General features: G+C 62.0%; 25 protein-coding genes and 1 pseudogene. 5 read left to right on the top strand and 21 right to left on the bottom strand.

The features are described 5' to 3' along the window. Positions 1 to 6: 6 nt before the first annotated feature. The 4 genes from ygfK to DWZ22_RS10405 all read right to left on the bottom strand — a co-directional run bounded on the left by ygfK (position 7) and on the right by DWZ22_RS10405 (position 5,123). Complete coding sequence (gene ygfK / locus DWZ22_RS03885) at positions 7 to 2,964, bottom strand: putative selenate reductase subunit YgfK (protein ID WP_118405474.1); 2,958 nt, start codon at positions 2,962 to 2,964, stop codon at positions 7 to 9. Positions 2,965 to 3,114: 150 nt separating this feature from the next. Further along, on the bottom strand, positions 3,115 to 4,047 hold the full coding sequence (locus DWZ22_RS03880) for an amidohydrolase family protein (RefSeq protein ID WP_118405473.1): 933 nt from the start codon (positions 4,045 to 4,047) through the stop codon (positions 3,115 to 3,117). A 195-nt stretch (positions 4,048 to 4,242) separates the two neighbouring features. Further along, a complete protein-coding gene (locus DWZ22_RS10410) occupies positions 4,243 to 4,749 on the bottom strand; it encodes a solute carrier family 23 protein (RefSeq protein WP_233546438.1) in 507 nt (168 codons plus the stop codon). Continuing rightward, entirely contained in the window at positions 4,650 to 5,123 is a 474-nt protein-coding gene (locus DWZ22_RS10405) for a hypothetical protein (RefSeq protein WP_233546437.1), read from the bottom strand. The genes DWZ22_RS10410 and DWZ22_RS10405 overlap by 100 nt, the downstream gene beginning before the upstream one ends. Positions 5,124 to 5,716: 593 nt before the next feature. Between DWZ22_RS10405 and DWZ22_RS03870 the strand changes: the two genes are divergently transcribed. Continuing rightward, positions 5,717 to 6,373: a transcriptional regulator gene (locus DWZ22_RS03870; RefSeq protein WP_233502090.1), complete on the top strand. Its 657-nt coding sequence runs from the start codon at positions 5,717 to 5,719 to the stop codon at positions 6,371 to 6,373. Positions 6,374 to 6,594: 221 nt separating this feature from the next. On the opposite strand, the gene DWZ22_RS03865 is transcribed toward DWZ22_RS03870, so the two are convergent. Then, the gene (locus DWZ22_RS03865) at positions 6,595 to 6,972 is read right to left on the bottom strand and encodes a RidA family protein (RefSeq protein ID WP_035137477.1); all 378 of its coding nucleotides are present in this window, start codon (positions 6,970 to 6,972) and stop codon (positions 6,595 to 6,597) included. A 298-nt stretch (positions 6,973 to 7,270) separates the two neighbouring features. Between DWZ22_RS03865 and DWZ22_RS03860 the strand changes: the two genes are divergently transcribed. Both DWZ22_RS03860 and DWZ22_RS03855 read left to right on the top strand, forming a co-directional pair. Beyond that, on the top strand, positions 7,271 to 9,766 hold the full coding sequence (locus tag DWZ22_RS03860) for a U32 family peptidase (protein ID WP_118405472.1): 2,496 nt from the start codon (positions 7,271 to 7,273) through the stop codon (positions 9,764 to 9,766). A gap of 15 nt (positions 9,767 to 9,781) precedes the next feature. Further along, positions 9,782 to 10,441 carry an RluA family pseudouridine synthase gene (locus tag DWZ22_RS03855; protein WP_231501551.1) on the top strand — a complete coding sequence of 220 codons (660 nt, stop codon included), beginning with the start codon at positions 9,782 to 9,784 and terminating at the stop codon, positions 10,439 to 10,441. Between the two features lie 388 nt (positions 10,442 to 10,829). Here the strand turns inward: DWZ22_RS03855 and DWZ22_RS03850 are convergent, their stop codons facing one another. Next, entirely contained in the window at positions 10,830 to 11,576 is a 747-nt protein-coding gene (locus DWZ22_RS03850) for a DeoR/GlpR family DNA-binding transcription regulator (protein WP_118405471.1), read from the bottom strand. 3 nt (positions 11,577 to 11,579) lie between these two features. Beyond that, a complete protein-coding gene (locus tag DWZ22_RS03845; RefSeq protein ID WP_118405470.1) occupies positions 11,580 to 12,659 on the bottom strand; it encodes a Gfo/Idh/MocA family protein in 1,080 nt (359 codons plus the stop codon). A 590-nt stretch (positions 12,660 to 13,249) separates the two neighbouring features. Between DWZ22_RS03845 and DWZ22_RS03840 the strand changes: the two genes are divergently transcribed. Beyond that, the gene (locus DWZ22_RS03840) at positions 13,250 to 13,492 is read left to right on the top strand and encodes a DegV family protein (RefSeq protein ID WP_117757095.1); all 243 of its coding nucleotides are present in this window, start codon (positions 13,250 to 13,252) and stop codon (positions 13,490 to 13,492) included. Between the two features lie 116 nt (positions 13,493 to 13,608). Here the strand turns inward: DWZ22_RS03840 and DWZ22_RS03835 are convergent, their stop codons facing one another. From DWZ22_RS03835 to DWZ22_RS03800, 8 genes are all read right to left on the bottom strand, one after another. Then, on the bottom strand, positions 13,609 to 14,493 hold the full coding sequence (locus DWZ22_RS03835) for an ROK family protein (RefSeq protein ID WP_199583443.1): 885 nt from the start codon (positions 14,491 to 14,493) through the stop codon (positions 13,609 to 13,611). A 79-nt stretch (positions 14,494 to 14,572) separates the two neighbouring features. Further along, positions 14,573 to 15,697: a glycoside hydrolase family 172 protein gene (locus DWZ22_RS03830; protein ID WP_199583441.1), complete on the bottom strand. Its 1,125-nt coding sequence runs from the start codon at positions 15,695 to 15,697 to the stop codon at positions 14,573 to 14,575. Between the two features lie 12 nt (positions 15,698 to 15,709). After that, entirely contained in the window at positions 15,710 to 16,108 is a 399-nt protein-coding gene (locus tag DWZ22_RS03825; RefSeq protein ID WP_118405469.1) for a PTS sugar transporter subunit IIA, read from the bottom strand. 26 nt (positions 16,109 to 16,134) lie between these two features. Further along, the gene (locus DWZ22_RS03820) at positions 16,135 to 16,968 is read right to left on the bottom strand and encodes a PTS system mannose/fructose/sorbose family transporter subunit IID (RefSeq protein ID WP_089572476.1); all 834 of its coding nucleotides are present in this window, start codon (positions 16,966 to 16,968) and stop codon (positions 16,135 to 16,137) included. A 2-nt stretch (positions 16,969 to 16,970) separates the two neighbouring features. After that, the gene (locus DWZ22_RS03815) at positions 16,971 to 17,756 is read right to left on the bottom strand and encodes a PTS sugar transporter subunit IIC (RefSeq protein ID WP_118405468.1); all 786 of its coding nucleotides are present in this window, start codon (positions 17,754 to 17,756) and stop codon (positions 16,971 to 16,973) included. Positions 17,757 to 17,765: 9 nt separating this feature from the next. Next, positions 17,766 to 18,239 (bottom strand): PTS sugar transporter subunit IIB, encoded by a 474-nt coding sequence (locus DWZ22_RS03810; protein WP_118405467.1) that lies wholly within the window; start codon positions 18,237 to 18,239, stop codon positions 17,766 to 17,768. Positions 18,240 to 18,362: 123 nt separating this feature from the next. Next, positions 18,363 to 21,104, bottom strand: a complete 2,742-nt coding sequence (locus tag DWZ22_RS03805) for a PRD domain-containing protein (protein ID WP_118405466.1) — start codon at positions 21,102 to 21,104, stop codon at positions 18,363 to 18,365. 226 nt (positions 21,105 to 21,330) lie between these two features. Then, positions 21,331 to 21,675, bottom strand: coding sequence for a 5'-methylthioadenosine/S-adenosylhomocysteine nucleosidase (locus DWZ22_RS03800; protein WP_233502308.1), 345 nt, complete (start codon positions 21,673 to 21,675; stop codon positions 21,331 to 21,333). A gap of 329 nt (positions 21,676 to 22,004) precedes the next feature. Here DWZ22_RS03800 and DWZ22_RS10395 point away from each other — a divergent pair, with 329 nt between their 5' ends. Continuing rightward, positions 22,005 to 22,106 (top strand): IS3 family transposase, encoded by a 102-nt coding sequence (locus DWZ22_RS10395; protein ID WP_231501554.1) that lies wholly within the window; start codon positions 22,005 to 22,007, stop codon positions 22,104 to 22,106. A gap of 767 nt (positions 22,107 to 22,873) precedes the next feature. Here DWZ22_RS10395 and rplX read toward each other — a convergent pair. The 6 genes and pseudogenes from rplX to rpsC all read right to left on the bottom strand — a co-directional run bounded on the left by rplX (position 22,874) and on the right by rpsC (position 25,385). Continuing rightward, entirely contained in the window at positions 22,874 to 23,179 is a 306-nt protein-coding gene (gene rplX / locus DWZ22_RS03790; protein ID WP_006235043.1) for a 50S ribosomal protein L24, read from the bottom strand. A 13-nt stretch (positions 23,180 to 23,192) separates the two neighbouring features. After that, positions 23,193 to 23,561, bottom strand: a complete 369-nt coding sequence (gene rplN / locus DWZ22_RS03785; protein ID WP_006235041.1) for a 50S ribosomal protein L14 — start codon at positions 23,559 to 23,561, stop codon at positions 23,193 to 23,195. Positions 23,562 to 23,679: 118 nt separating this feature from the next. Further along, entirely contained in the window at positions 23,680 to 23,940 is a 261-nt protein-coding gene (gene rpsQ / locus DWZ22_RS03780; RefSeq protein ID WP_006235040.1) for a 30S ribosomal protein S17, read from the bottom strand. A gap of 16 nt (positions 23,941 to 23,956) precedes the next feature. Then, positions 23,957 to 24,172: a 50S ribosomal protein L29 gene (gene rpmC / locus DWZ22_RS03775; RefSeq protein WP_006235039.1), complete on the bottom strand. Its 216-nt coding sequence runs from the start codon at positions 24,170 to 24,172 to the stop codon at positions 23,957 to 23,959. A 107-nt stretch (positions 24,173 to 24,279) separates the two neighbouring features. Then, positions 24,280 to 24,675, bottom strand: a pseudogene (gene rplP, locus DWZ22_RS03770) (50S ribosomal protein L16); the annotation flags it as partial. Beyond that, a complete protein-coding gene (rpsC, locus tag DWZ22_RS03765; RefSeq protein WP_006235037.1) occupies positions 24,675 to 25,385 on the bottom strand; it encodes a 30S ribosomal protein S3 in 711 nt (236 codons plus the stop codon). The pseudogene rplP and the gene rpsC, both read right to left, overlap by 1 nt.

Here is a 25,385-nt window from a genome sequence, read left to right as displayed (position 1 = left end):
TGATGGTCAGGCGGACGGCCTCGGGAAGACCGGTGTTGACGGCATCGACCGAGACGGTGCGGACCGTGCCGGCGACGCGGACCTTAACTTAAAGTAGTCCTCGTCCACGGCCAGGAAGCCCTCGTTCTCGGAGTTCTCCATGTCCTGCTCGCTCCAGAACAGGGTGAGCTTGTCCTTGTAGGGACGACCCTCCTGGTAGGGGCAGAACACGGCGCAGTTGCCGCACTCGTTGCACATGCCGTCGACATGGACGACCTGATGCTTGGCCAGGCCCGGCACCTTAATGGCAACGTTGGCGCGGTTGGGGCACACGTCGCAGCAGACCTCACACACCGAACCGCAGCCCAGGCAGCGAGTCTTGGTGCAGTTGCGCTTGTCGCGGCACAGCGACCCCTTGCGCTCGTAGCAGGTATCCTCGCGACCGGCCTGCTCGTTGCAGTCGGCGTACCTGTTAAAGTCCACACCGACGATGGCACGGGCAACCTCGGCGGCATCGGCGATAGCCTCGACCACGGTTGCCGGACCGCGGCGGCAGTCGCCGGCAGCCCAGACGCCCTCGACGCCGGTGGAGGTGGCGGCAAGGCGGCCGCGACGGTCGTGCTCGACGCCCGCGGCATCGTACGGGCTGGCATCGATGCCCTCGCCCACGGCGCAGATCACCGTGGTGGCGGGAAGCTCAACAGTTTCGCCCGTGGCGACGGGGCTGCGACGGCCGCTTGCATCCGGCTCGCCAAGCTCCATAACATCGCAGGTCAGCACGGCGCCGTTGAGCGCCTTGGGCGCCAGCAACTCGCAGAACTCAACGCCGTCGGCAAGAGCAAGATCGAGCTCTTCCTCGTCGGCGGGCATCTGCTTCTTGGTGTGGCGATACACCAGGCGCACGTTCTTCACGCCTGCCAGGCGCTTGGCCACGCGGGCAGCATCCATCGCGGTGTTGCCGGCGCCAATGACCACGACGTCCTCGCCCAGCTCGAGCTTCTCGCCCTTCTTGGCGGCCTCGAGGAACTCCAGCACGTCGAGTTCGGCGCCCTCGCCCAAGCCCGCAGAGCCGGGCATCCAGGCGCCGGTGGCCACGACCACGTCGGTGAAGCCCCGGGCCTTGAGCCCGTCGATGGAATCCACGCGAGCGTTGAGCTGCACCTTGGCGCCAAAGGCCAGGCAGAGCTCGGCGTCGTGGTAGATATCGTCGCTGGCGATACGGAACTCGGGGATCACGTGACGGACCACGCCGCCGAGCGAGTCGCGGGCCTCAAAGATGGTGACGGGCACGCCGGCACGCGTCAGGAAGAACGCCGTCGCCAGACCGGCAGGGCCGCCGCCGATAACGGCAACGTTGCGCTCGCCGTCGTTGGCGATGGCCTGGGCGCGCTGCTTGGGCAGCACGGCGGTCATGGCCTCGCGGGCGGCCTTGAGCTTGCTGGCGCGGATCTGGGCGCCCTCGGGCTCGTAGAACGCACGCTCGCAGGAACGGCCGCAGGGATGCGGGCAGATGGTACCGGTAATGAACGGCAGGGCGTTGCGCTCGATGATGATGTTAAGCGCGTCCTCGTAGCGGCCCTCGTCAACAGCCGCCAGGTAGGCGGGAATATCCTGCTGGATGGGGCAGCTCGTGCGGCACGGCGTGGTAAAGCAGTCGGAAAGCGGGCTCTTGCCGGCGACCTCGCGGTCGGGCAGCGGGCGCAGCGGCTTCTTGTAGAGCGGGTTGGTGAGCGAATCGGTCTGAATCGCGGTCACGACGTCGAGAGAGACGCCCGCGAACGGCTTGCCGTCCAGATCGGTAAACTCGCCGGCCATCTGGCTAAAGCGCTCGTAGCCACCGGGCTTGAGCACGTCAGTCGCCAGGGTGACGGGCCAAATGCCGGCGTCATACAGGGCACGGATGTTGTAGACCGTGGCACCGCCGGAGTAGCTGATGCGCAGCTTGCCATCGAACTGCTCGGTAATGCGGCGGACGGCCTCGATGGTCAGCGAGAACAGCGAACGGCCCGACATGTACATCTCGGTGGAGGGCAGCTCGTTCCTCGTCACATCGACGGGGAACGTGTTGGTCAGCTTGACGCCAAACTCCAGGCCGCGCTCGGCGCACAGGGCAATCAGGCGCTCGAACATAGGCACGGCATCGGCCCACTGCAGGTCCTCGCGGAAGTGCGTGTCATCGAAGACGATATAGTCAAAGCCCAGCTCGTTGAGGCGCTGACGTGCAAACTCATAGCCCAGCAGCGTGGGGTTGCACTTGATGTAGGAGTTGAGGCCCTTCTCGGTGATCAGGTAGGTCGCGATGCGCTCGATCTCCGCCGGCGGGCAACCATGCAGCGTGGACTCGGTAATGGAGTTGGAGACACGCGCCGGGATGGACTCGACAAACGCGGCATCGACATGCTCAAATTTGTCCAGGTTGGCGAGCGCCCATGTGCGGCACTCGTTCCAGACGTCAGAGCCGCTGGCGTCCTTCATGCCCTCGATGTAGGCGTCGACCTTGGGGCTCTTAATACCCTCGAGGTCATAACCCACGGACATGTTGAAGACAAAGCCGTCCGGGCTTCCCAGGCCGTACTCGCGAGCGATCAGGTGGCAGGCAAACCATGCCTTCACGTACTCGGCAAAGGCCTGCGGAACCTCGAGCTCGGTCGACCACTCGCAGTTGTAGCACTCGTCCTGCGCCACAATGCAGGGTTTGTTCACACACTTGGAGAGCTCCTCGCCATCCATCACCTGAACGGTCTTGAGCTCAAAGAAACGAGAACCGGCCACGTAGGATGCCACGATGTTCTGGGCCAGCTGCGTATTGGGACCGGCAGCCGGGCCAAACGGGGTCTCGATGCGCTCGTCAAAAATGGGAAGCGCGCCCTCCTGGTTGGTCGTGACCATCTTGCGCACGCCAAAGATGGCGTCCTGGGTCTTGTGCTCCTCGATGACCCAGTTCATCAGCTGCGAAAACGGGATCGGCCTCATGATGTCGCTCATAGTGAGCTCCTCTCTGTAGCGCCCGGCGAGACCGCGCGGCGGGCGCAAATACGGTGTAGCGCTAGCACAAGCGCCGGCGACCCCGCAGAGGTCGCCTATACGCGCGTCGGATGCGGCGAAACATCCGACGCGCGTGAATCTACTTGTTAATTAGTAGGCGCGATCGTTGAGCGTGCTCCAGAGCTTCTTGGACTCGGCCATGGCCCACGCGCTGATCTTGTCCTCATCAATGCCAACGAACTCGCGATCCTTGTACAGGACGCGGCCGTTGATGATGATGGTGGTGCGGCAGTTTTTGCCCATCATGCCAAAGAGCATGTGGCCGTCGATGTTCTCCTCGCTCAGCGGCGTAAAGGGCTTGTAGTCCATGACGATGACGTCGGCGGCAGCGCCGGGCTCAAGCACATCGAGCTTACGATCGAAGTACTTGCTGGCCATCTTGACGTTGTTCTCGAACAGCATGGTCATAGCCTCGCACCAGCCCACGTTGGGCATGGCGGCGATCATGTGGTTGTCGTTATCGCGACACTCCTTGGCGGCCCACTGGGCAAATTCGGCGTTTTCGGCAATGGCCTGGTCGCATTTTTCCTGGCCGCGGCGATCGGAGACCTCGTAGCACAGGCACGAACGCATGACCAGCTCCTGAGCTGCATCCTTAATGGTAAAGAGGCTTCCCGGGATCTCGCAGAAGCTCGCATGATGATCGAAGATCGTGGTGACGCCATCGCGGATGGAATCCAAGATCGTGGCATAGGCGCTGGCCTTGGTGCCGGCGAGGGTCAGGTTGTCGTCGATCTTCCACCACTGCTGCTCAAGATTCTCCAGGAAGTTGGTGGGGTTGCAGCCCTTGATGGCAAGGTCGCGGGCCAGACCCGAGTAGATGTGGGTGTGGCAGTTGATGAGTCCGGGCATGATGAGGTTGCCCTGGGCGTCGACGTACTCAGCATCCGGGTACTTGGCCTTGAGCTCGCACTCGGGGCCCACTTCGACGATCGTATCTCCGTCAATGGCGACCGCACCGTTTGGAATGAACGGGGTCTGAGCGTTGCGGGTAAAAACGGAACCGTTAGCGACCAGAAGCATGGATGCTCCCTTCAGCATCAGGAGCGGGATTTGACACCTCTGACATGGCGGAGTGCGAAGTGCCGGCCTACACCGGAAACGGGCCCTCTCCCGTCAACACTTCACCAAAGGAACAAACCCATTGAAGTGCGGCCTATCGCCGCATGGCGTCGGCGGACGAGGCGATGCGTCCGCCGACAAATAGCACCGAATTGATTACTTCTTGCTCTCGGGCAAGACCAGATCCACGGCAGCGTCCTTGGCAGCATCGATGTGCTGAGCCACGACCGGCGTCTGCGGAAGGATCAGATTGAGCACGATGGCCATGATGGCGGTGGGGGTCACGGCGTTGGAGCCGATGACGGTGGACACCCAGGTGGGCATACCCTCGCCGGCAAGGCAACCGCTGGCCATCCAGATACCCAGGCCAAAGACAACGGAGGTGCCGACGATGGTGGTAGTGCGCTGAGTGAGGCTCTCGCGGGTGAACATGCACACGCCGTTCATGGTGATGGTGCCAAAGACGCCGACGGTCGCGCCGCCGATGACGGGCTGCAGGATAGCGGAAAGGACGGCAGAGAGCTGCGGGAACAGGCCGGCGATGGCAAAGACGGCTGCGATGATCACAAAGACCCACTTGTTGACGACCTTGTTGGAGCAGATGATGCCCACGTTCTGGCCAAGGGCGCTGGTGGGAAGACCGCCCAGCAGACCGCCGACCATAGAAGTGAGGCCCTGGGACACGATAGCGCCGGAGAGTTCGCGCTCGGTGGGCATACGGTCGATGGAGCCCAGCAGGCGGCGGAGACGTCACCGATAACCTGGATGGCAACCATGGGGAACACGACGGCGAGGGCGATGCAGACCTCGGGATCAAACTCGAGCGCATAGGGCATGAGCTTGGGAAGGGCGAAGACCTGAGCGGTGGCGACGCTGGAGAAGTCGATCATGCCAAAGGGGATGGAGACGATCATGCCAAAGAACGCGGAGCCCAACTTGAGCGTGCCCTTGCCAAAGTTGGCGAGCGCAAAGACCACGACAAAGGTGATAAGAGCGACGTACCAGGCCTGCGGGGTGCCCCACAACGGCGTACCCATACCGCCGGCCATATACTTGACGGCCGTGGAATAGAGAGACGCCAATGGAGAAGATGACCGTACCGGTCACGACGGGCGGGAACAGCTACTTGATCTTGCTGTAGGCCAGACCAAAGAGGACCACAACGGCGCCGCCGACGATCTCGCCGCCCAGCAGCGCACCAAAGCTAAAGCCTTAACGGGAGGCATGCCTTCGCGAGTGAACAGGGCTTCAGTGCCGTTCGTAACCGTCTCCTGGGTCATTTGACCACCAATCCTCGAAGTAGTTGTTTTCGCATCTAACGCTCTATTGTGACGCAGTGCAGGGTTGAGGTTGTGCCTTCGTTGCATATCGCATTAAAGATGATTCTCATTCTCAATAATAATTTTTTGTTATCAGACCATTCTTCAGCTGAGAAAACGCATTTCCGCAGGTCAGAAAAGTGTCTGGTCAAAATAACATCTAACTTTTCTTTTGGTCGACTGCTTACCGCCAAAATCCTACCGTTCGTCTGTATTACGCAATGTACCTGCGGATATGCGAGATGATGGGCAGCGTGTTACCATGAGAAAAACTGTTATGAACACTTCGATAGAACCCAAAGGAGTTGCCCGTGAACGAGACCGTACGTCGCTTTTTGCCGATGGTCGATTTCTTGGAGCAGGTACTCGGTAAGAACAGCGAAATCGTGCTGCACGATTTCTCGGATCCCGACCACGCAATCGTCGATATCCGCAACGGCATCGTGAGCGGCCGCAAGGTCGGCGGTCCCGCCACCGATCTGGCACTCAAGATCATGCACGACGCCAAGTATCGCGACCTGCCGTTTATTACGGGCTACGAGGGACGCGGTGCCGGCGGCAAGACGTTGGAGTCAGCGACGTACTTTATCCGCGAGAATGACGAGATCGTCGGTATGCTCTGCGTCAACACCGACCTCTCGACCGTGCGCTCCATCAACGCCATGGTGCAGCAGCTCGTGGCGTGCTTCGACGCGGCGCCGACGCGCACGGAGCCCGCCCCTATCGAGGTCGAAAGCCTTTCGGAGTCCACACAGGAGCTCATCGACCGCAGTATTTCCGAGTTGCTCGAAAGCCGCGGAATGGAAGTTTCTTCGCTCGGCCAAGCCGACCGCGTCGATGTTATCCGCCATCTCAACGGCAACGGCGTGTTTATGCTCAAGGGCGCCGTGGCCTGCGCCGCCTCCGCGCTGGGCATCTCTGAGCCCAGCGTATACCGCTACCTGCAAAAGGTCCGCAAGGAGGGCTAACGAGCAGAATGGAGCGCGGGTAGTCTTTTTGGGACGGGGCTATTTTAGCTACCCTCCCTCTGCCCGTGATCTCGATGAGCCGCAAGTAAAATCAATCTTGCATGTAGGGGTAGCTAAAATAGCCCCGTCCCAAAAAAAACTACCCCTGACACAAAGAACCCTGCAGCTTCACACGCGCTGCAGGGTTCTTTTGTATGTCATGTCTTGTTTTCGCCTACGCCTTAGAGAGCGGCGACGACCTCGATCTCGACCAGACCGCCGGCCGGAAGGGCGGCAACCTGGAAGGCGCTGCGCGCGGGGAACGGGGCCTCGAACTTGGAGGCGTAAATCTCGTTCACGGCGGCAAAGTCGGCAATATCGGCCAGGTAGACCGTCGTCTTGACAACATCGGCAAACGTGGCGCCGGCAGCGGTCAGCAGGGCCTCGACGTTAGCAAGGGACTGCTTAGCCTGGGCCTCGACGCCCTCAGGCATCTTGCCGGTTGCGGGATCGATGCCCAGCTGGCCGGACAGGAACACCATGTTGCCGGTCTGGATGCCGGGAGAATAGGGGCCGATGGCTGCGGGTGCGTTATCGGAAGACACGACGGTCTTGCTCATGTTTTTCTCCTTACAAGTAAAAGGGAACGGGAGCGCGGCATTCATACCGGGAGGCACAGTTCGGTCTGAATGCCGCGCTTGATTGGGATAGTACTCAAGGTTTCCGCGCTGTGCAAGAATTTTATTATTGTGCGAGAAAGATTTATTGCCTAACGGTTTCTCCGAACCGCCGAACGGTTCTCTTCTGGGACAGAAGCCCCAAGCTGCTGAAGACTTTATCCCGCTTGGGCCACGGGCATCTCCTGCCGCGGCGGCGCCACTATACTTTTGAGTATCTGAGCATTTTGAAAGGCAGGATATGACCGCAACCGCCAGCCGAACCACCAACCGCAGGCCCGAGCTTTTGGCCCCAGCCGGAGGCCCGGAGCCCTTTGCCGCCGCACTCGCCGCCGGGGCCGATGCCATCTACTGCGGCATGGGCAGCTTCAATGCCCGCCGCAAGGCGACCAACTTTACCGACGAGGCCTTTGAACAGGCTTGCCGCGCCGCGCACCTGGCCGGTTCGCGCGTCTACGTCACGGTGAACATCGTCATCAAGCAGTCCGAAATGGATGATGCGCTGCAGCTCATCCATCGCTGCTCCACGCTGGGCGCCGATGCCTTTATCATCCAGGACTGGGGCCTGTTCTTTGAGGTCAAGCGCACCATGCCGAGCATCGAGACGCACATCTCGACCCAGGCGAATATCCATGACGACCGCGGAACCATCTGGTGCCGCGAGCAGGGCGCCGACCGCGTAACCCTCTCGCGTGAGCTCTCCATCGACGAGATCGCCGCTATCCACGACGCCGCGCCCGATGTCGACCTCGAGGTCTTTAGCCACGGCGCCATCTGCTTTTGCTACTCGGGCCTGTGCCTGCTCTCGAGCTTTGCCATGGCGGGCCGCTCGGCCAACCGCGGTATGTGTGCCCAGCCCTGCCGCCTGCCCTACGAGCTGATCGACGAGGGCGGCCGCACGCTCTCCCCTGCCGGGCGCGAGCGCGCGCTGTGCCCGCGCGACACCAACACCTCGCAGCTCGTGCGCCGCCTGTATGACGCCGGTGCCGCGTCGCTCAAGCTCGAAGGCCGCATGAAGGCCCCCGATTACGTGTATTCCATCGTCGATGTGTATCGTCATCAAATTGACGATATGCTGGCCGATGTTTCGACCTCCAAGGACGAACAAGCCGCTCGCCAGCGCCAGCTCAAGCGCTGCTTCAACCGCGACTTTACGCACGCCTATCAGGACGGTACCTCGGGCGACGAGATGATGAGCTATGAGCGTTCCAACAACCGCGGCCAGATCGTGGGCACGGTGCTGGGCAGCCGCCCGGCCAACCGCGATGTGCGCGGCCTCAAGCCCGACGACCGCCGTCGCCGCGCCGCCATCGCCCGCATTGAGCTGTTTGAACCCGTGGGCAAGGGCGACCTGCTAGAGCTTCGCCACGATAACGAGTTTGACCAGTTCCTGACCACCATTGCCGCCGATGATGCCGCCGCCGGTGACATCATCGAATGTCGCGTGCCCCGCAGCATGCCCGAGGGCTGCCGCGTCCGCGTGATTCGCAGTCAGCGCGCCATTGACGCCGCCGGCGCCGCGCTCAAGCGCGATGTGCTGCGCCGCCGCGCCGTAGACGTGTCCGTTGTGGCGCGTCTGGGCGAGCCGTTTGCCGTTACGCTCACCTGTTGCGACGATCCTTCGCTTACGGCCACGACCACGGGCTTTACCGTCGAGGCTGCCAAGACCCGCGCCGTCGAGGCATCCGATCTGGTTGAGCACGTCGGGCGCATGGGCTCCTCTCCCTTTGAGGCCGCAAGCTTTGACGTTTCGCTCGACGCCGGCTGCGGCATGGGCTTCTCCGCCGTGCATAAAGTGCGCGCCGCCGCTTGTAAAGCGCTGGAAGAGGCCATTCTGGCACCGTACGAGGAGCGCGCGAAAACGCTCGAGCTGCCGGCGATTGTCACCAGTGATTCCCGCCTCACGCCCGAGCACTACCGCGATGAGCCGCAGATCTGCGCCGCCGTCACCTCGCTCGAGGCCGCCGAAGCAGCTCGTGCCGAGGGCGCCACGCGCATCTACATGACCACCGATGCGCTCGAGGCTGTCGGACTCTCCCCTGCCGATGCATTTGAGCAGGGTATCGTGCCCGTACTCGACGAGGTCTGTCGCGCCGTCGACCACGTACGCGTCGACCCGTGGGTTGTTGCCGGCGCCACGGTCGCTATTGGCAACATCTCTGAGCTTGCCCTGGCCGCCCAGGTTGGCGCCACGGCCGAGATTCGCTCTTGCCTGCCGGTGCACAACACGCCCTGCATGGAGGCGCTTGCCGAGCGCGGAGCCGGTGCGTTTTGGCTCTCGCCCGAGATCACACTCGACGAGATTGTCTCGCTCGGCGCCGCCGCGCCCGCGGCTCTGGGCATCACCGTCTTTGGCCGCCCGCGCGTCATGACAAGCGAGCATTGCATTCTGCAGGTTGCCAACGGCTGCATCCACGATTGTGCCAACTGCCGCCTGCGTGCCCGCAAGCTGTCGCTCAAGAATATCGATGGCAAGGTCATGCCGGTGCGCACCGATATCCATGGCCGCTCGCGCCTGTACGACGCCTACCCCATCGACCTCACGCCGCAGGTTCCTCAGCTGCTCGATGCCGGCGTCCGTCGTCTCATGGTGGACGGCACACTGCTCGAGATGGATGAGGTGGGCCGTGCCGTCGCCCGCGTCCGTCGCGCCGTCGAAGCAGCGCAGGCCGGCCGCAAGCCCGCCGCCCGCCTACGCGGGGCGACCTCGGGCTGCATGTTTGTGGGAATTAGCTAACCGAAAGGCTTACACGTGAACGAAGAACCTCAAGTCCTCTACTGCGACGCCTGGCTCATGGCCATCGACAAGCCCGCCGGCATGATCGTCCACGGTGACGGCACCGGCGAGCGCACACTTACCGACTACGCCAGCGACCTGCTGCTGGCGATGGGCGACGGCTTTGCCGCGACCGACATGCAGCCGCTCAACCGCCTGGACCGCGACACCACCGGCGTGGTGCTGTTCTCGCTCGACAAGCAGACGCAACCCGCTTTTGACCAGATGATCATCGACCACGCATTCGAAAAGCACTATCTGGCGCTCGCCGAGGGCAAGATCGACTGGAACGAAAAGCTCATCGACAAGCCCATCGCCCGCGACCGCCACGACAGCCGCAAGATGCGCGTCGGCGCCAGCGGCAAGCCATCACAGACGCGCGTGAAGGTGCTCAAGCGCCTTAAGAGCCGCCGTGGCCTGCCCACGCGCTCGTATATCGATGTTGAGTTGCTCACCGGACGCAAGCACCAAATCCGCGTGCATCTGGCGAGCGAGCGTCATCCCCTAGTTGGCGACGACCTGTACGGAACGCCGCGCCCTTGCGGTCTGATGCTCCACGCCCACAGCGTGTCCTTCACGCATCCCGTAACCGGCGAGCACATCCACATCGAAGCCCCCTGCCCCTGGGAGCCCTAAACCACCACAATGGGGACAGGCACCTTTGTGGTGGTTTTGCCGCAATGGCTCAGCCGCGGTCCCAAAACGTCTCGATCTGTAACAGTTAGAACCCATTTTCCGGTCTACCTGTTACAGATCGAGACATTCGAATCCCCCTCAAGGGAAAATCTCAATCTGTAACAATAACTCGGCAAAATCGGTCCCAGCCGTTACAGATTGAGACAAAGGGACGGCGCGGTTCGGAAGCATCTCAATCTGTAACATCTAACCCACTTTTAACGGTCCAGTTGTTACAGATTTATACAAACTGGTAGACAACAAAAGCGGCAACGCCCGGGATGGACGTTGCCGCTTTTCTACTGAGAAAACTAAATGGCATTGGCCTTAGCCTGCCCCCCCCCGCTCGCTAGACCGTGATGACGTTGTCCATCGACTGGTACTTGGCGGGCACCTCGCCTGCGGTAATAATCGTTGCATCGCGGAAGTCCGCGAACTTGACGGGCGCCACCATGCCAAATTTACTGGCGTCCGAGATTACGAAGCGTTTGGCGGTATGACGCATCGAGATACGCTTGACCTGCGCTTCCTCGATATCCGGCGTGGTGAGACCTTGCTCGGCGGCGATGCCATTGGAACCCCAAAAGCCGCAGTTGAAGTTATAGCGGTCCAGGGTTGCCAAGGCATCGGGACCGACGAGCGCCTCGGTCTCGGGCTTGAGCTCGCCACCCAGTACAACGGCGCGCATACCGCGCAGGGCGAGATGCTGGGCATGGAGCACGGAGTCGGTCACATAGGTGACGCCGTCAAGGCGCGGAAGATGCTCGATGAGCCTGAGCGTCGTAGAACCCGAATCGATGTACACAAAGCTCTCGGACTCCACGAGCGCCGCGGCGCGAGCGCAGATGCGCTCCTTGTCGTCGTTATGGAGGTCGCTGCGCTCATTAAGCGTTAGGTCGCGCATCACGTGCGCGCGCTCAAGGCTTGTCGCGCCACCGTGCACCTTGGCGATGCGGTGCGCTCGGTCAAGTGTCTGCAGGTCGCGTCGAATGGTAGAAGCCGTCACACCCAGGGCATCGGCAAGCTCTGGCACCGTTACTGAGCCAGCCTGCTGCACCATCGAGACGATCGCATTGAGCCTATCTTCCGCGAGCATCGCTTACTCCTCCTCGGGGTAGACGACTCCCCAATCGGCACGGAGCTTGGTCATCAGCTCCATAACATCAGAAGCATAATCCAGAAGCTCACGCTTGGAATCATCGCCGGCGACGGCCTTCTCAAGATCGGCCATCTCATAGCAAAGGGCGTAAGCCTCGGTGCCGGCGTGGACCTCCTCGCGGTGGCCGTCCGCAGTCCACACGATGGTCGCATGGTCGGCGCGCGGATACTCGTTGACCTCGATATAGCACTTATCGAAGCTGATAACCGAGCGCTTGGGCTGCTTGGAGTGGAGCGTAAGGCTCACGACGCCCAGCTGCTGCTCGGCGTTTCGGCAGACAATGCCGCCCGCGACGTCAACGCCAGTCTCGCAGGTATTGCCCAGAGACACGACCTCGGCGGGTTGGTTGGCCATAAACAGGCGCATGACCGAAAGGGCATAGACGCCGATGTCGAGCATGGCGCCGCCGGCGAGACTGCGGTTGTAGAAGCGGTTGGTCAGGTCGCCGTACTCCTTATAGCTGCCAAAGTTGAGCTGGGCGAGGTTCATGCGGCCAAAGTCGCCCGCATCCATGCGACGGTGGAGCTCCTGATACAGCGGCATGTGCAGCACTGTAGTGGCGTCCATAAGGACCACGTTGTGCTCGTCGGCGATGGCGCGGGCCTCGTCAAGCTCGGCAGAGTTGAGGGTAATGGCCTTTTCGCAGAGGACATGCTTGCCAGCTGCCAGAGCGGCGCGCAGATAAGTGATGTGCGTGTTATGCGGCGTGGTGATATAGACAGCATCGATGTCAGGATCGGCATAGAGGTCCTCGACCGTGTCATAGACCTTCTCGATGCCATACTGCTCAGCAAAAGCTTGAGCCTTGGACAGCGTGCGGTTGGCGACACCCGCAAGCTTGCGACCAGCGAGGGCGAGAGACTGGGCCATCTGGTTGGCAATAACACCGCAGCCGATCACGGCCCAGCGAAGCTCGGGAGCCGTAAAGATGTTCTCGGGGAACGGCTTGTCCTGGACCGAAGCGAACGCTGCCTTTGCTGCTGCCGCAGCATCGAGCGGAGCCTGTTTGGAATCTGCCATATGTGCCTCCTACGTCGTGAAAAGTCTCTTATTTCTAACGGCTCTATATTCGCACGAATTCGCGTGTGTGTGCGTACTTCTGCGTATATTACCGCCAAATAGTCATAATTCAGCCGCAGATGGCGCATGTACACGCAAGGTCACGTAATTTTACGCACACAAATACGCACAAATGCGCAGTCGTCATTGCACAGAGACGGGGAATTCTGCTTAGAACTAGAAAGACAGGATGATCCGCTTCGCTTCGTCGAGCATGGCGCACTACAGCTCTAAGGATCGTCCCAAACTGCCGACAGAAAAGGAACGTCCCCAGGCGCCGGCATTTCAAGAGCACTCATTTAAGTCTGTCCCCAATGAGTGGGAATAATCAGAGACCCTTTGCGAGGGAGGCCGGACGTGGCCTCCCTCGTTTTTATTCATGGACTATAGTCCGTGCCGCGCGGCATAGAAAGCCACCCGCTCAGCGGGTGGAGGCCAATTTCCACTACGCGACAAAAACCTTCCCCCTAGCATGAGGATTATTCAGGTCATCATACTAGGGGGAAGGTGATTGCTGTGGCCCAGAAAGCCAACAGGCTCGCGCACACGAAATGGCTGTGCAAGTACCGCATCGCACTGAGGTCAAGCTCATCGCCGCCATCGTCGAGAAGCACCCCAAGGTGCGCTTTGCCGTGAGCTGCACCTCGGCCCACGCCGACCTCTACGACCGCATGGAGCAGGCCCTGTGCGAGCGCGTGGCCAACGCGGTGGAGGTCGTCCGCTCCGACATCAGCCCCGCGCTTCTTGTCCACACCGGTCCAAACCTCGTGGGTGTGGCGGTCCAGGGACTCTAGCGGAGGCGGGGCGTCCTGCCCCAAAAACAAATGCAAAAGACGAGCACTTCTTGCCGCTCAATTGGCAAGAAGCGCTCGTCTTTTCTTAACGCGTTGTATGGCGGAGAGAGCGCAAGTTACGCGAGCGCCCTTCTTGCCAGCTCGGCCGCGCCGAGGATTCCTTGGTCGCCGCCGCAGCCCGGGGCGCAGATATAGCTCTCCATGTCCTTAAGCTCGGCGGTCTGGATGTAGCCACCCAGATATTCGAGGGTCTTCTTGCGGACGATGCCGTAGAGCTGCTCCTGGTGCATCACGCCGCCGCCGAGGACGATGCGGCGAGGCGAGTACATGAGCACGAGGTTCGCACACATCTGCCCCAGATAATCCCCCTCGAGCGCCCACGCCTCATCGTTGTCCGCGAGCTCGGCCGCGGGCTTTCCCCAGCGCGCGGCGATGGCGGGGCCGGAGGCGAGGCCCTCGAGACAGCTCGCGTGACTCGGGCAGACGCAGCGTCCCTCCTCGGTGGGACGGGTCCTTACCAGCATGTGGCCGGCCTCGGGGTGCAGCATGCCGTGAAGGAGCCTGCCCGCGCACATGACGCCCGCGCCCACGCCGGTGCCGATGGTCACGTAGACGGCGTCCTCGAGCCCCTTGCAGCAGCCGAAGACCACTTCGCCGAGGCAGGCAACGTTCACGTCCGTGTCGTAGGCCACCGGAATCCCGAGGGCGTCGGCGAACGCGGCGCGAAGACCATAGCCTCGCCACGCAAGCTTGGGCGTCTGGAGGATGGAGCCGTAGCGCTCGTCGTCGGGGTCGACGCAGGTCGGGCCGAAGGCGCCGATGCCCAACGCGTCCACATCGCGGGCAGTGAACCACTCGATCATCTGCGGGACGGTCTCGGCGGGCGTAAGCGTCGGGGTCTCTATACGGTCGAGGACCTCGCCGTCGCCGGACACCACGGAACAGACCATCTTGGTCCCGCCGGCCTCGAGGGCGCCGAGCCTCATTTGCTTTTCGCTCATGTGATCCTCCTTGCAAAGGGACGCCCGCAGTCATGGTCAACCGCGGGCGCCCATAACGTTGGCTTGTTTCGAGGCGACCCTACCTGGGCACGCGGTCCTGCCTTGCGGCAAACGGGGCGAGCACGGCGTGCGGCTCGCTTTGGTACCAGTAGGCGACGGTGGAGATGTCGTCCTCGCGCTCGTAGAGCTTGATGTCGTCGTTGCCGAGGTCCTGGAACGTCACGCGCAGGTCCTCCTTGAACGAGATCGGGTCGGGAAGGTGCCACCTGTAGAGGCCGTGCCTGGGCAGCGCGTCGTCGTTGGTCGCGAGCATCGGGTTCGGGTTCGGCTTGCCCGCGCTGAAGCGGTCGCGCGTGGCGTCGCGCGTCGAGCGGTACGGGTAGCCGGCGAACAGCGTGTTGAAGCACTGCGCCTCGGGCAGCGCGTGGGGCGGCCTGTCGAGGAAGGCCCAGGCACCGCCGAAGTAGTCCTCGGCTCCCGTTGAGGTGACCGTGGGGAACTCCTCGTCGCCGTCGAAGAAGAACTTCATCTCGCCCTCGCCCCACCAATAGCGCTCCAGGGCGCACAGGGCCATGTAGGTGCCGACGTAGTAGCCCTTGCCGCGCACGCCGTCGAGCACGGTGTAGTCGACGCCCCTGCGGGTGCTGCGCTCGCGGTTAAAGCGGGCGTGGAAGTACATGGCGTCGTCCGGCACGTCGGTGAGCGCGTAGTTGAACGTGTAGAAGATGTACTTAATGAACCCGGGGTGCTCGCTCGTAAGCGTGACCTTGGCGTGCTTCCTGAAGGGCATCTCGAAGTAGCAGTTCATGCCACCCGTCGGGTTCACGCAGATGGGCATCGAGTTGACGATGGCGCGCTCACCGAAGCCGTTGCAGAAGAAGTCGCCGACAGGGCACTCGACCGAGGGGGTCTCCTCGTCGTCCCAGTAGAAGCGCAGCACGAGGTCGCGCATGACGAAGCTGCCGGCGGCGGTCTTGTCGGGGACGGTCATCCAGATGTGGCGGATGATGCCGGGGCCCTCGATGTCCGCGAGCGTGATGGTCTCGCCGGACTCAAGGGGCACGCAGCACGAGCCCTTGCGGCCGACGCCGAGGTGGCTGGCCGACATGGCGGCGCGGCCCTTCTCGCCCGTGATGTTCTCGGGGGTGATGGCGCGGCTTTCCTCACCGCCGTGCATCCACACGTCCTTAAGGAACTCTCTCATCGTCGACCTCCTCTATTCGTCGTCGTCGCACTCGGCGGAACTGGCACCGTTCACGTAGATGATCTGCTGGCGCGCCTCGTTGACGAGGGCGTCGAAGTCGAGTTTCTCGTCGGGGCGCGCGAGCGCAATCGTCATGGCGAGCGGGAGGTTGACACCCGCGATCACGTGGATCCGGTCGGAGGCGAAGCGGGAGAAGCGCTGGTTCACGCTGCCGCCGAACGCATCGGTGAGGACGACGACCTCGTCAGTGCCCGAAAGAGCCGCCTCGACCGCCGCGTCGAGCCCCTCGCCGTTGTCGTTCACGTAGGCGCACACGGCGTTGACGGCGTCGCCCTTACCCGTAAGGAACTCGAGGGTGTCCTTGAAGCCCTGGGCGAGAAGGGAATGGCTCGCCACAACTATCTTTCTCATTGATTCACCAATCTCTTGGGTCGAAGCTAGGCGAGGATGCCGGCGGCGGAGGCGACCATCGCGAGGACGATCACCACGAGGATGAGGGCCGTCATGCTCGCGTTCTTCTTGGTAAGAAGGTAATACGCGCTTCCCGTGATGGCAGCGGGGATCATGGCAGGCAGGATCTTGTCGAGCAGCGGCTGAATCTCCATCGCGACGTCGCCGAAGCTGAAGCTAATCGGGCAGGTGACGCCGATGACCGAGGCGATGAGGCAGCCGACCACGGTGAGGCCGAGCACGGAGGCGGCGGCAGTGAGGTTGGGAAGCTTCTCACTGAAGTCGGTGACGAGCTTCACGCCCTGCTTGTAGCCGAACTCGAGGGCGTGCATGCGGACCCAGAAGATGGCCAGGATGAGCGCGAACCAGATGCCGGCTCCCACGGGGTTGCCCTCGATGGCCATGTATGCGGCGATGGAGCCCATGATGGTCGGGATCATGGTCATGAGCAGGGAGTCGCCGACGCCGGCGAGCGGTCCCATGGTGCCGATCTTCAGGTCTTGGACGGCGTCCGCCGCCGCTAGGCCGTCGCGCTCCTCCATGGCCACGCAGGCGCCAAGGATGATGGCGGCGAGCCAAGGCTGGGTGTTGTAGTAGCGGAAGTGGTTGTTGAGCGCTTGCTTATAGTCCTCGTCGTTCGTGTAGATCTTCCTCAGGACCGGCGAGAGGGCGTAGGCGACTGAGGCGCCCTGCTGGGTCTGGTAGTTGAAGGTGCACACGCTCATGAGCCAGCGCCAGTTCGCGTTGCGCAGGTCCTTCTTGGTGACCTTGTAGCCGGAGGGCTTGCCCTCGGCGACGGCGGTGATGTTCTCGTTTTCCATGGTTACTCATCCTCTCCGATGAAGGCGTCTGCGGAAGCGTGGGCGGCGAGCTCGGTGTCCCTCTCGGCGCGCTGGTAGAACGCGATCGCGAGGGCAAAGCCGACGATGGCGGCGCCGATGATGGGCACGTTCAGGAAGGCTGAGAGGAAGAAACCGGCCAGCAGGTACTGGAAGTACTTGGCGGTTGGCATGTAGCGGAGCAGCATGGCGATACCGACGGCCGGGAGCATCTTGCCGGCGAGGGTGAGGCCGGAGAGGAACCACTGGGGCATGACCTCGAGGAGCCAGTTGACGGCGGGCTGGCCGAGCGTCACGGAGACAAAGACGGGCAGGGCGGCGCACAGGCCGAAGAGCGCGGGGCAAACCCACAGGATGGCGTTCATCTGATTGAACTTACCCTCGTTGCAGAACTTCTGGGACTTCTCGACGACAAAGCCGTTGAGGATCTTGACGACGACGTCGAGCTGGATGCCGAGCATGCCGACCGGCAGGCCGATGGCGAGGCCCGTGTCGGAGCCCAGGGTCACGCCGTAGGCGGTGGCGATGATGGCCATCGTGCCATAGTCGGGAATGGAGGAGCCGCCGAAGCCCGCGACGCCGAGCTGCATGAGCTGAATGGTGCCGCCGATGACAAGGCCGGTCTTCCAGTCGCCCATGACGACTCCGGTGATGAGGCCCCAGAAAACGGCGTAATTGACGAAGATCATCGGGATGCCGTAGTAGTCCACGTGCTTGATGAAGGCCAGCAGGGTCAGAAGGATAACCTGCAGTATAGTGAAGTTGACCATATTTCCTCCTTAGATGAGGTCTGCGACGGAGACGGGCTTGTCGGCGGGCACGAACTGGGCCGTCACCTTGACGCCACGGGCGATGAGCGCCTTGTAGCTCTGGACGTTCTCGGCGGAGGCGTAGGCGCGCTGGGTGAGCTGGATGCCGTCCTCCTTGATGAGCGAGCCGCCGACGACCAGCGACGGGAGCTCGACGCCCGACTCGACCAGGCGAAGCATCGTCTCGGGCTCCTTGGCGATGACGAAGACTTTCTCGCGGTCGTACTTGCCCGCGGCGAAGTTCTTGAGCGCGGTCTGCTCGGAGATGATCGAGACGGCCATGCCCGCGGGGCGCGCCATCCTCATGGTGGACTTCAGGACCTCGTCGCCGGCGACCTTGTCGTCGATGACCATGACTCGGGTCGCGCCCGACACCGGGGCCCACTGCGTCACGATGATGCCGTGAAGCAGGCGATTGTCGATTCGTGCCATAACAACACTCATGTTTGCTCCTATCAAATCAAGTTTTTCATTCAGCACTGCCTCGGCGCTATCCGGATTCGCGCCGGGCAAGGGGTTATCGGATTATTGAGGACGCTCGGTCAGCTCGCGGCGGCGCGGGGAAGGTCACTCGTCGAGCAGGAGGTCCGAGGAGCCGAGGCGCTCTTCTCGCGCCGGGGCGGCGCTCACGCTTATGTAGTCGAAGACATATGCGATCTCGCTTACGGGAACCTCTACGCGATAGCGCGTCGAGATACTCGAGAAGCTCTGCCTGAAGGACTCGATGAAATCGGTGCGCTCCTCCTCGAAGCGGTCCTGGCCAACGTAGGTCTCAATGGGGTTTCTGGTAACAAGGCGCTCGACGAGACAGCAGAGGTGGACGTAGAGTCCAATGATGGCGTTGCTGCCGATCTTCTCGCCTGTCCTGCGCTGAAGCTCGTGCACGGCGCTCTCAATCTCGTGGAATAGCCGCTCCGGGTCGAGGATGGTGATGGAGCGGATGACGTTCTGCAGCGTCATGTTCGAGAGCAGCTTCTCGTGGAAAGAAGAGAGCTCGGAAGAGTCAAGCCACCTGCCGAACACGGCATCGACCTTAGAGGCGGACGCCGTCGACATGATGTCCTCGAGGGCGACGAAGGGGGCGGAGGCGATCCCGGGGTCTCCCGTGCCGATGACGGCGCAGACGCGGTGCTCGGAGAAAACGGCGTCGTTCGACCCGTTCGTGACGAGCTGCTTGAAGGGCCTCGTGAGCAGGCGCGCGCCTATGGTGCGCGGGAGGCTCTGCGAGACGAGCTGGCGTATCCTCTCCGCGGCGTCGACCCCGGACTCGGAGCAGAAGACGATGGCGTCCTCACGGTTGACGCGCTCGATCACCTTGCAGTGCGTCACGCACGCGGCGGTCGCATCGCCAAGAACCTCGGCGATGGACTTGCCGCCGAGCAGCCCGGACCCGATCTCGAGCGCGAGCCCGGTGGAGACGTTGTTCACCACCCCGATGGTGGAGTCGGTAACGTTCTCAAGGGCCTTATAGGCCTCCCCCAAAGAGCCCATGTCAACAAGAAACACGACCCCGGTGCAGTAGGAATGGCGGTCGACGAGGCGCTGGAGCGGACCGACGATGTCCTTCAGCTGCTGGTCGTAGGGCATGTCGACCGCTTCGTACACATGCACGCCGAGCATACGGTTCGCCGCGTCGGCGATGCTCGTCGCCGTCGAGTAGCCGTGTGACAAGATGACGCAGAGCGTCCGAAGGGCCTTCGCGTCGCGAGACTCCGATGCGACGCACAGCGTCAGAAGCGTCTTCGTGAAGTGATCGAGCGAGATTCCGAGTGCCCCTTCCATGTCTGCGGCGACCTGATCGGAGACGCTCGAGGCAAACGGCAATTCGGAGGTCACGGCACCGAGGAGATGGGAGATTTGCTCCGCACAGGCAGACTTTCGCTTAGCCAGGCCGATGCCCGGCCACAACTGCAGGCAAATCTCCTGGGCCAGTAGAAAAGTGACCTTCCTCGAAAGCTCGATGCCATAAGAAGAGCCTGCGTCGGCAAGGACCGCACCCACGACGCGCTCGAAGGCGCGCGACCTCGATGAGGCGACGCCGTGGCCGAAGATCAAGTGATCCTCAACGCCGCGCACAGCGGAGACAGCTTGCGAGACGAGCTCGGAGACAGAGAGCTCCCCTGCGCAGAATCGCTCATCGAGAGAGCACAGGGCATCGAGCGCCTGCTCGACCGGCCCTGTGCTCTCGGCGGCATCCAGGGACGCATCGATCAGAACGCCATCGTCGGGCTGTTGATCGATCTGCGCGGAGGAGAGGAGCCCGCTGGGAAGAAGATACGGGCGAACGACGACGTAGTCGCCCTCGCGATCGAGGAACGCTTTGGCACAGCAGTTCGTCACGCAGGCGCGCAAGCCGGCGATGTTATCGGAAAAGTCCGCGTTCACGAGGCAACGGTATGCGCCGCGGCTGATCTTCACATCAGAACCGATTCGGCACCCCTCGCTGCGCAGGAAGCTCAAGATGAGATCCTCGCGCTCCTCGGGGGTCCGCTCCTTGAGTGAGGGGACGCGGGCACAGATGGGCATTTTGCTGTAGGCCGAGGAAACCTTCAGGTCATCGGCGGAAAGCGTCGTCGAAAGAACGAGGCGAGCGCGCGGCGCATCCTGGGAGGCATCGAGCCCGAGGGCCGTCGCAAGGCAGTGCTCCATCGCAGAGGGAGAGAGTGCCTCGATGCCGTTGACAAAGACCACACCCCCGCGCGCTTTCGCGATCGACTCGTCAAGAAGCCCGTTGAACGAGGCGGCGTCCGGGACCCCGGCGCAGTCGATGCGCACATAGGAGGAGTCGCGGGACAGCAAGCCCTGGTTCTTGCCGTACTCGTACACAAGGCGAGAAAGGAAAGACTTACCGACACCCACGCCGCCGCTCAAGAGGATGGGCAGGCCAAACGGAGGGTACTGAACCGCAGCCTTGCACTGCTCGACAACGGAGCTGAGGCTCATGTCGAAGCCCACGGCACGCGCGAAGTCGCGGTGATCGGCGATTCCCGTCGCCTGGATGAGGTCGGCGAGCGAGGCGTACTCGCTTGCAGAGAGCTTTACCTGAAAACGCTTCTGGAACGCGCGGCGATGAAAATAACGGACAGGCCTGCCCGCCACCTTAACCACAAGACCGGCGCGAACAAGGTCGTTGAGGTACTGGCTCGCCAGGCTCCTGGAGATGATGAGCGTCTCGGCGATGTCGGAGGTGGACAGACGGGCAAGGTCGTCGAGCGAGACGGCAGAGGTGAGGGCCTCGAGATGCTCGAGAATCCTGTCCCTCATGTCGACGGGTTTCTTTGCCAAGCTGTCCTGTGTGGTCTTGTCCATGACTTCTTACCTCCTCGTACAAGGAGTATAAGGGGAGAACAGAGAACGGAAGGGGGCGCGTGGGGGAATCAACAGCTCCGAGGAAAAGTCCACCACTTGAGGGGCAGAAAACAACGGCCATTGAACATTCAGGGCCGACGCTCAACACTTCGGCTCGACACTTCGCTTTGGAAAGGGCCCGGCGCGCCGGGGTCCCAACATAAAGAAGGGCCCCGGCGCGCAGGGCCTAAAGCTTAACCATGCGCGCGGCGATGCGGGCGCAGTCGCAGGCGGCCTTCTTCTCGAAGGTGTTGTAGTCGACGACCCGGCCCTCGGCGCAGGGCTTGTCGCTGATGGCGCGCACGACGACGAGGGGCACGCCGTTGAGATAAGCGGCCTGCGCGATGGTGCAGCCCTCCATCTCGCAGCACAGGTCGCCGAAGGTCGCGAGGATTCGCTCCTTCTGTTCCGCGGGCGAGACGAACTGGTCGCCGGAGACGACGCGGCCCTTGAGGACCTTAATGTCGGGGGCGACGGCGGCCGCGGCGGCGCACGCCGCCAGCAAGGGCCGGAACGGATCGCGCAAGATCAAGGCGTCGCCCGGGAGGTCGGGCGTTACCGTCAGCCGGCGCCGCGTCTGCCGCATCATGAGGGAGAACGGCCTGGCCGGCGCATACGGCAGGAAGAGGTTCAAGGTGCACCCCGGGGCGGTCAACGAGGCCGACGTGTCGAACGTCGTCGCGCGCGGCTTCGGCGGCAGGGCGCCGTGCACCCATATATGCAGCGACTTGGCCTGCGTGCGCGTCGGGGCGTCGTGGAACTACGTCTGCCTGCTCGTCGACCTCTGCAACGGGGAGATCGTCGGCCACTCCGAAGGACCGAGGAGGGACGCGCGAGCTCCGAGCCAAGCTCTTGGATTACGTGCACTGGTACAACAACTTCAGGATCCACTCAACGCTGGGCTACATGTCGCCGGTCGAGTTCAGGGAGGCGGGGCCGTCCCTCCCGGAATCGTCCAAATAAGTGTTGCCAATCCATAGCCAATCCAGCCATCATCTTCGCGAAGGCGGACGTCAGGAAAAGCTCGGCTTGAGCTCGGTCGGACGCGGTCTGTGGGGCATCATTCAGGCTCAGGGGGTCTCCTTGTCTTCTTCGGTCGCAACCTGAATGATAGGGACGGCCCCTTCTCTCTTTCCCCTTCGTTTTCGACGCGTCACCCTCTCGGCGGGCTTAAGGCCCGCGCTCGCGGGTGCAGGGGCTACGCCCAAACCCCAAAAACGTAACGCCGTGCTCGAAGCGTTTCCGGACTTCAGCGTAATCTCAAATCCCGTTCGTCAACTCATGGGCAAGCCACCTGAGACTACTCATTTCTCCTACTGGCAATGAAGACCTGCGACCTGCAGTTTTGCAAACTGCTTGAAAGCCACCTGCGTTGATTCACTTCCTATTGCAGCTGGCGGCTTGCACGCGAAAAGGCATTTAAGTTTCAAAACGGGCGTTTTCGGCGCTATCGAGCCTCCAAAGGCATCCCGCCGCGCCCTTTGGGACAAAAACAAAAACTCAAAGCCCTGAGTTCGAAAATAGTTTTTGGAGTTGTCCCGACTTTTGTCCCCGAAGCCGACGAAACGCGACAGGGTGTCACCTGGCGGCACTCGATTCGAGACGGCACCGAAAACTGGATGCAACCGGAATGACAGGACGGCAGAACCGAAGCCATCGAGTGGGGATAGAAAAAGGCCCGGGTGCCGTGGCATCCGGGCCTTTGCTAGCAACTTGATGTTGCGGGCAGCTTAGAACTTGTGGCCGCACTTCTTGCAGACGCGCAGCTTGTTCTTGCCGTCCTTCTCGTGACCGACGCGGGTAACCTTACCGCACTCGGGGCAGACGAGATTGACGTTGGAGGCGTCGATAGGAGCCTCCTGCGAAACAATGCCGCCCTGCTGGTTGGCAGCGTTGGGCTTGACGGCCTTCTTGACGACCGAAACGCCCTCGACAACGACCTTGTTCTCGGCAGGGAGAGCACGCAGGACAACGCCCTGCTTGCCGCGATCCTTACCAGAGAGAACCTGGACCTTATCGCCCTTCTTGATATACATATATCTCCCCTAACTACAGGGTCTCGGGAGCGAGCGAGACGATCTTCATGTACTTCTTGTCACGAAGCTCGCGAGCGACGGGCCCGAAGATACGGGTGCCGACGGGCGAACCATCGTTGTTGATGACAACGCAGGCGTTCTCATCAAAGCGAATGTAGGAGCCATCCTTGCGGCGGATCTCCTTAACGGTGCGAACGACGACGCAACGGACAACGTCCTTCTTCTTGACGTTGGCGCCAGGGGTAGCCTCCTGGACAGCACCGATGAACACATCGCCGATGCCTGCATAACGACGCTTGGAACCGCCAAGCACCTTGATGCAGCGAATCTTGCGAGCGCCGGAGTTGTCGGCGACGTTCAGCATGGTTTGCATCTGAATCATGGTAGATGTTCCTCCGAACTAAGAACCGAAGAGAGGTGCGCAGCCTTTATACGGCCCGTGGTATGCAAGCCAGGCATACGCACATCTTCGGAAACGTACAAGTCGTATGAGCGACTGCTTATTTAGCGCGCTCGACGACCTCGATGAGGCGCCAACGCTTCATCTTGGACATAGGACGGGTCTCCATAACGCGGACGGTATCGCCCACGCCAGCCGTGCACTCCTCGTCGTGAGCGTGCAGCTTCTTGGAGCTGGTCATCATCTTGCCGTACTTGGGGTGACGCTTGCGCTCGGTGATGGTGACAACGATGGTCTTGGCACCGGAGACGGAGGTAACGACACCCGTACGGACCTTACGCGAGTTACGCGAATCAGTCATGTTCTCTCCTTAGGTCCTACTCGGCGACAGCGGACTTCTCCGCTGCGATCTCGCGGGCGCGCTGCTCCGTGAGGACGCGAGCGATGTCCTTCTTCACGGTGTTGACGCGAGCGGTGTTGTCCAGCTGGCTGGTGGCCATCTGGAAACGAAGGTTAAAGAGCTCGGCGCGCATTTCCTTCAGCTTCTCAACGAGCTGAGCGTCCGAGAGCTCACGAATCTCTGCGGGCTTCATTAGTTCTCCTCCTTGGCGGCGGCGGCGTCCTCAGCAGCCCACTTGGCCTCGAGAGCGGCCTCCTCAGCCATCTCCTTCTCGATGCGCTGCTCAGCGTTCTTGGCAGCAACAATCTTGGTCTTGATGGGAAGCTTGTGCTGTGCAAGACGCAGAGCCTCGCGAGCGACCTCCTCGGGCACGCCCTTGACCTCGAACATGATGCGGCCGGGCTTGACGACGGCCACCCACTCCTCGGGGTTACCCTTACCAGAACCCATGCGAGTCTCGGCAGGCTTCTTGGTGATGGGCTTATCGGGGAAGATCGTGATGTAGACACGACCGCCACGCTTCATGTAGCGGGTCATGGCAATACGAGCAGCCTCGATCTGACGGTTGGTGATCCAATGGGCCTCGAGAGCCTGGATACCAAACTCGCCGAAATGCAGCTCGGTATTACCCTTGGCCTGGCCCTTCATGGAGCCACGCTGCACCTTGCGGTGAAGAATACGCTTAGGGGCAAGCACTACTGACCCCTCCTCTCGGAGTTACGACGACGAGGACGGGAAGAGCCCTCGAGTGCAGGGTTGGGAACAGGCTGGCCCGGGAGCTTCTCGCCCAGGTAGATCCAGACCTTCACGCCGCAGGCACCCATGGTGGTGCTGGCGACAGCCGTGCCGTAGTCGATCTTGGCGCGGAGGGTGTGCAGAGGCACGCGACCCTCACGGTACCACTCACGACGGCCCATCTCGGCACCGCCGAGACGACCGGAGCACTGGATACGGATGCCCTTGGCGCCGGCCTTGCGGGCGGACTGGACAGCCTTGCGCATAGCGCGACGGAAGGCAACGCGGCCCTCGAGCTGCTCGGCGATGGACTGAGCAACGAGGTTGGCGTCGAGCTCGGGGCGCTTGATCTCGACAACGTCGACGGAGAGCTGGCCCTTGGAGACGCCAGCAACCTTCTCGAGCTCGGTGCGAAGGGTATCGATCTCGGCACCCTTCTTACCGATGACAACGCCGGGGCGAGCGGTGAGGATGATGACCTTCACCTTGTCGCCAGCGCGCTCGATCTCGACGCGGGAGACAGCTGCGCGGGAAAGACGCTTCTCAAGGTACTTGCGGATCTCGAGATCGTTACCGAGGGTCTTAGCGTAATCCTTCTCTGCGAACCAGCGTGAGCGCCAGTTCTCGGTGATGCCAAGACGGAAGCCGGTGGGGTAGACTTTCTGACCCAT

Origin of the sequence: Collinsella sp. AF31-11 (assembly GCF_003475605.1) — a bacterium.
Lineage (GTDB): Bacteria > Actinomycetota > Coriobacteriia > Coriobacteriales > Coriobacteriaceae > Collinsella.
This window is presented reverse-complemented; position numbering and strand designations above follow the sequence as displayed.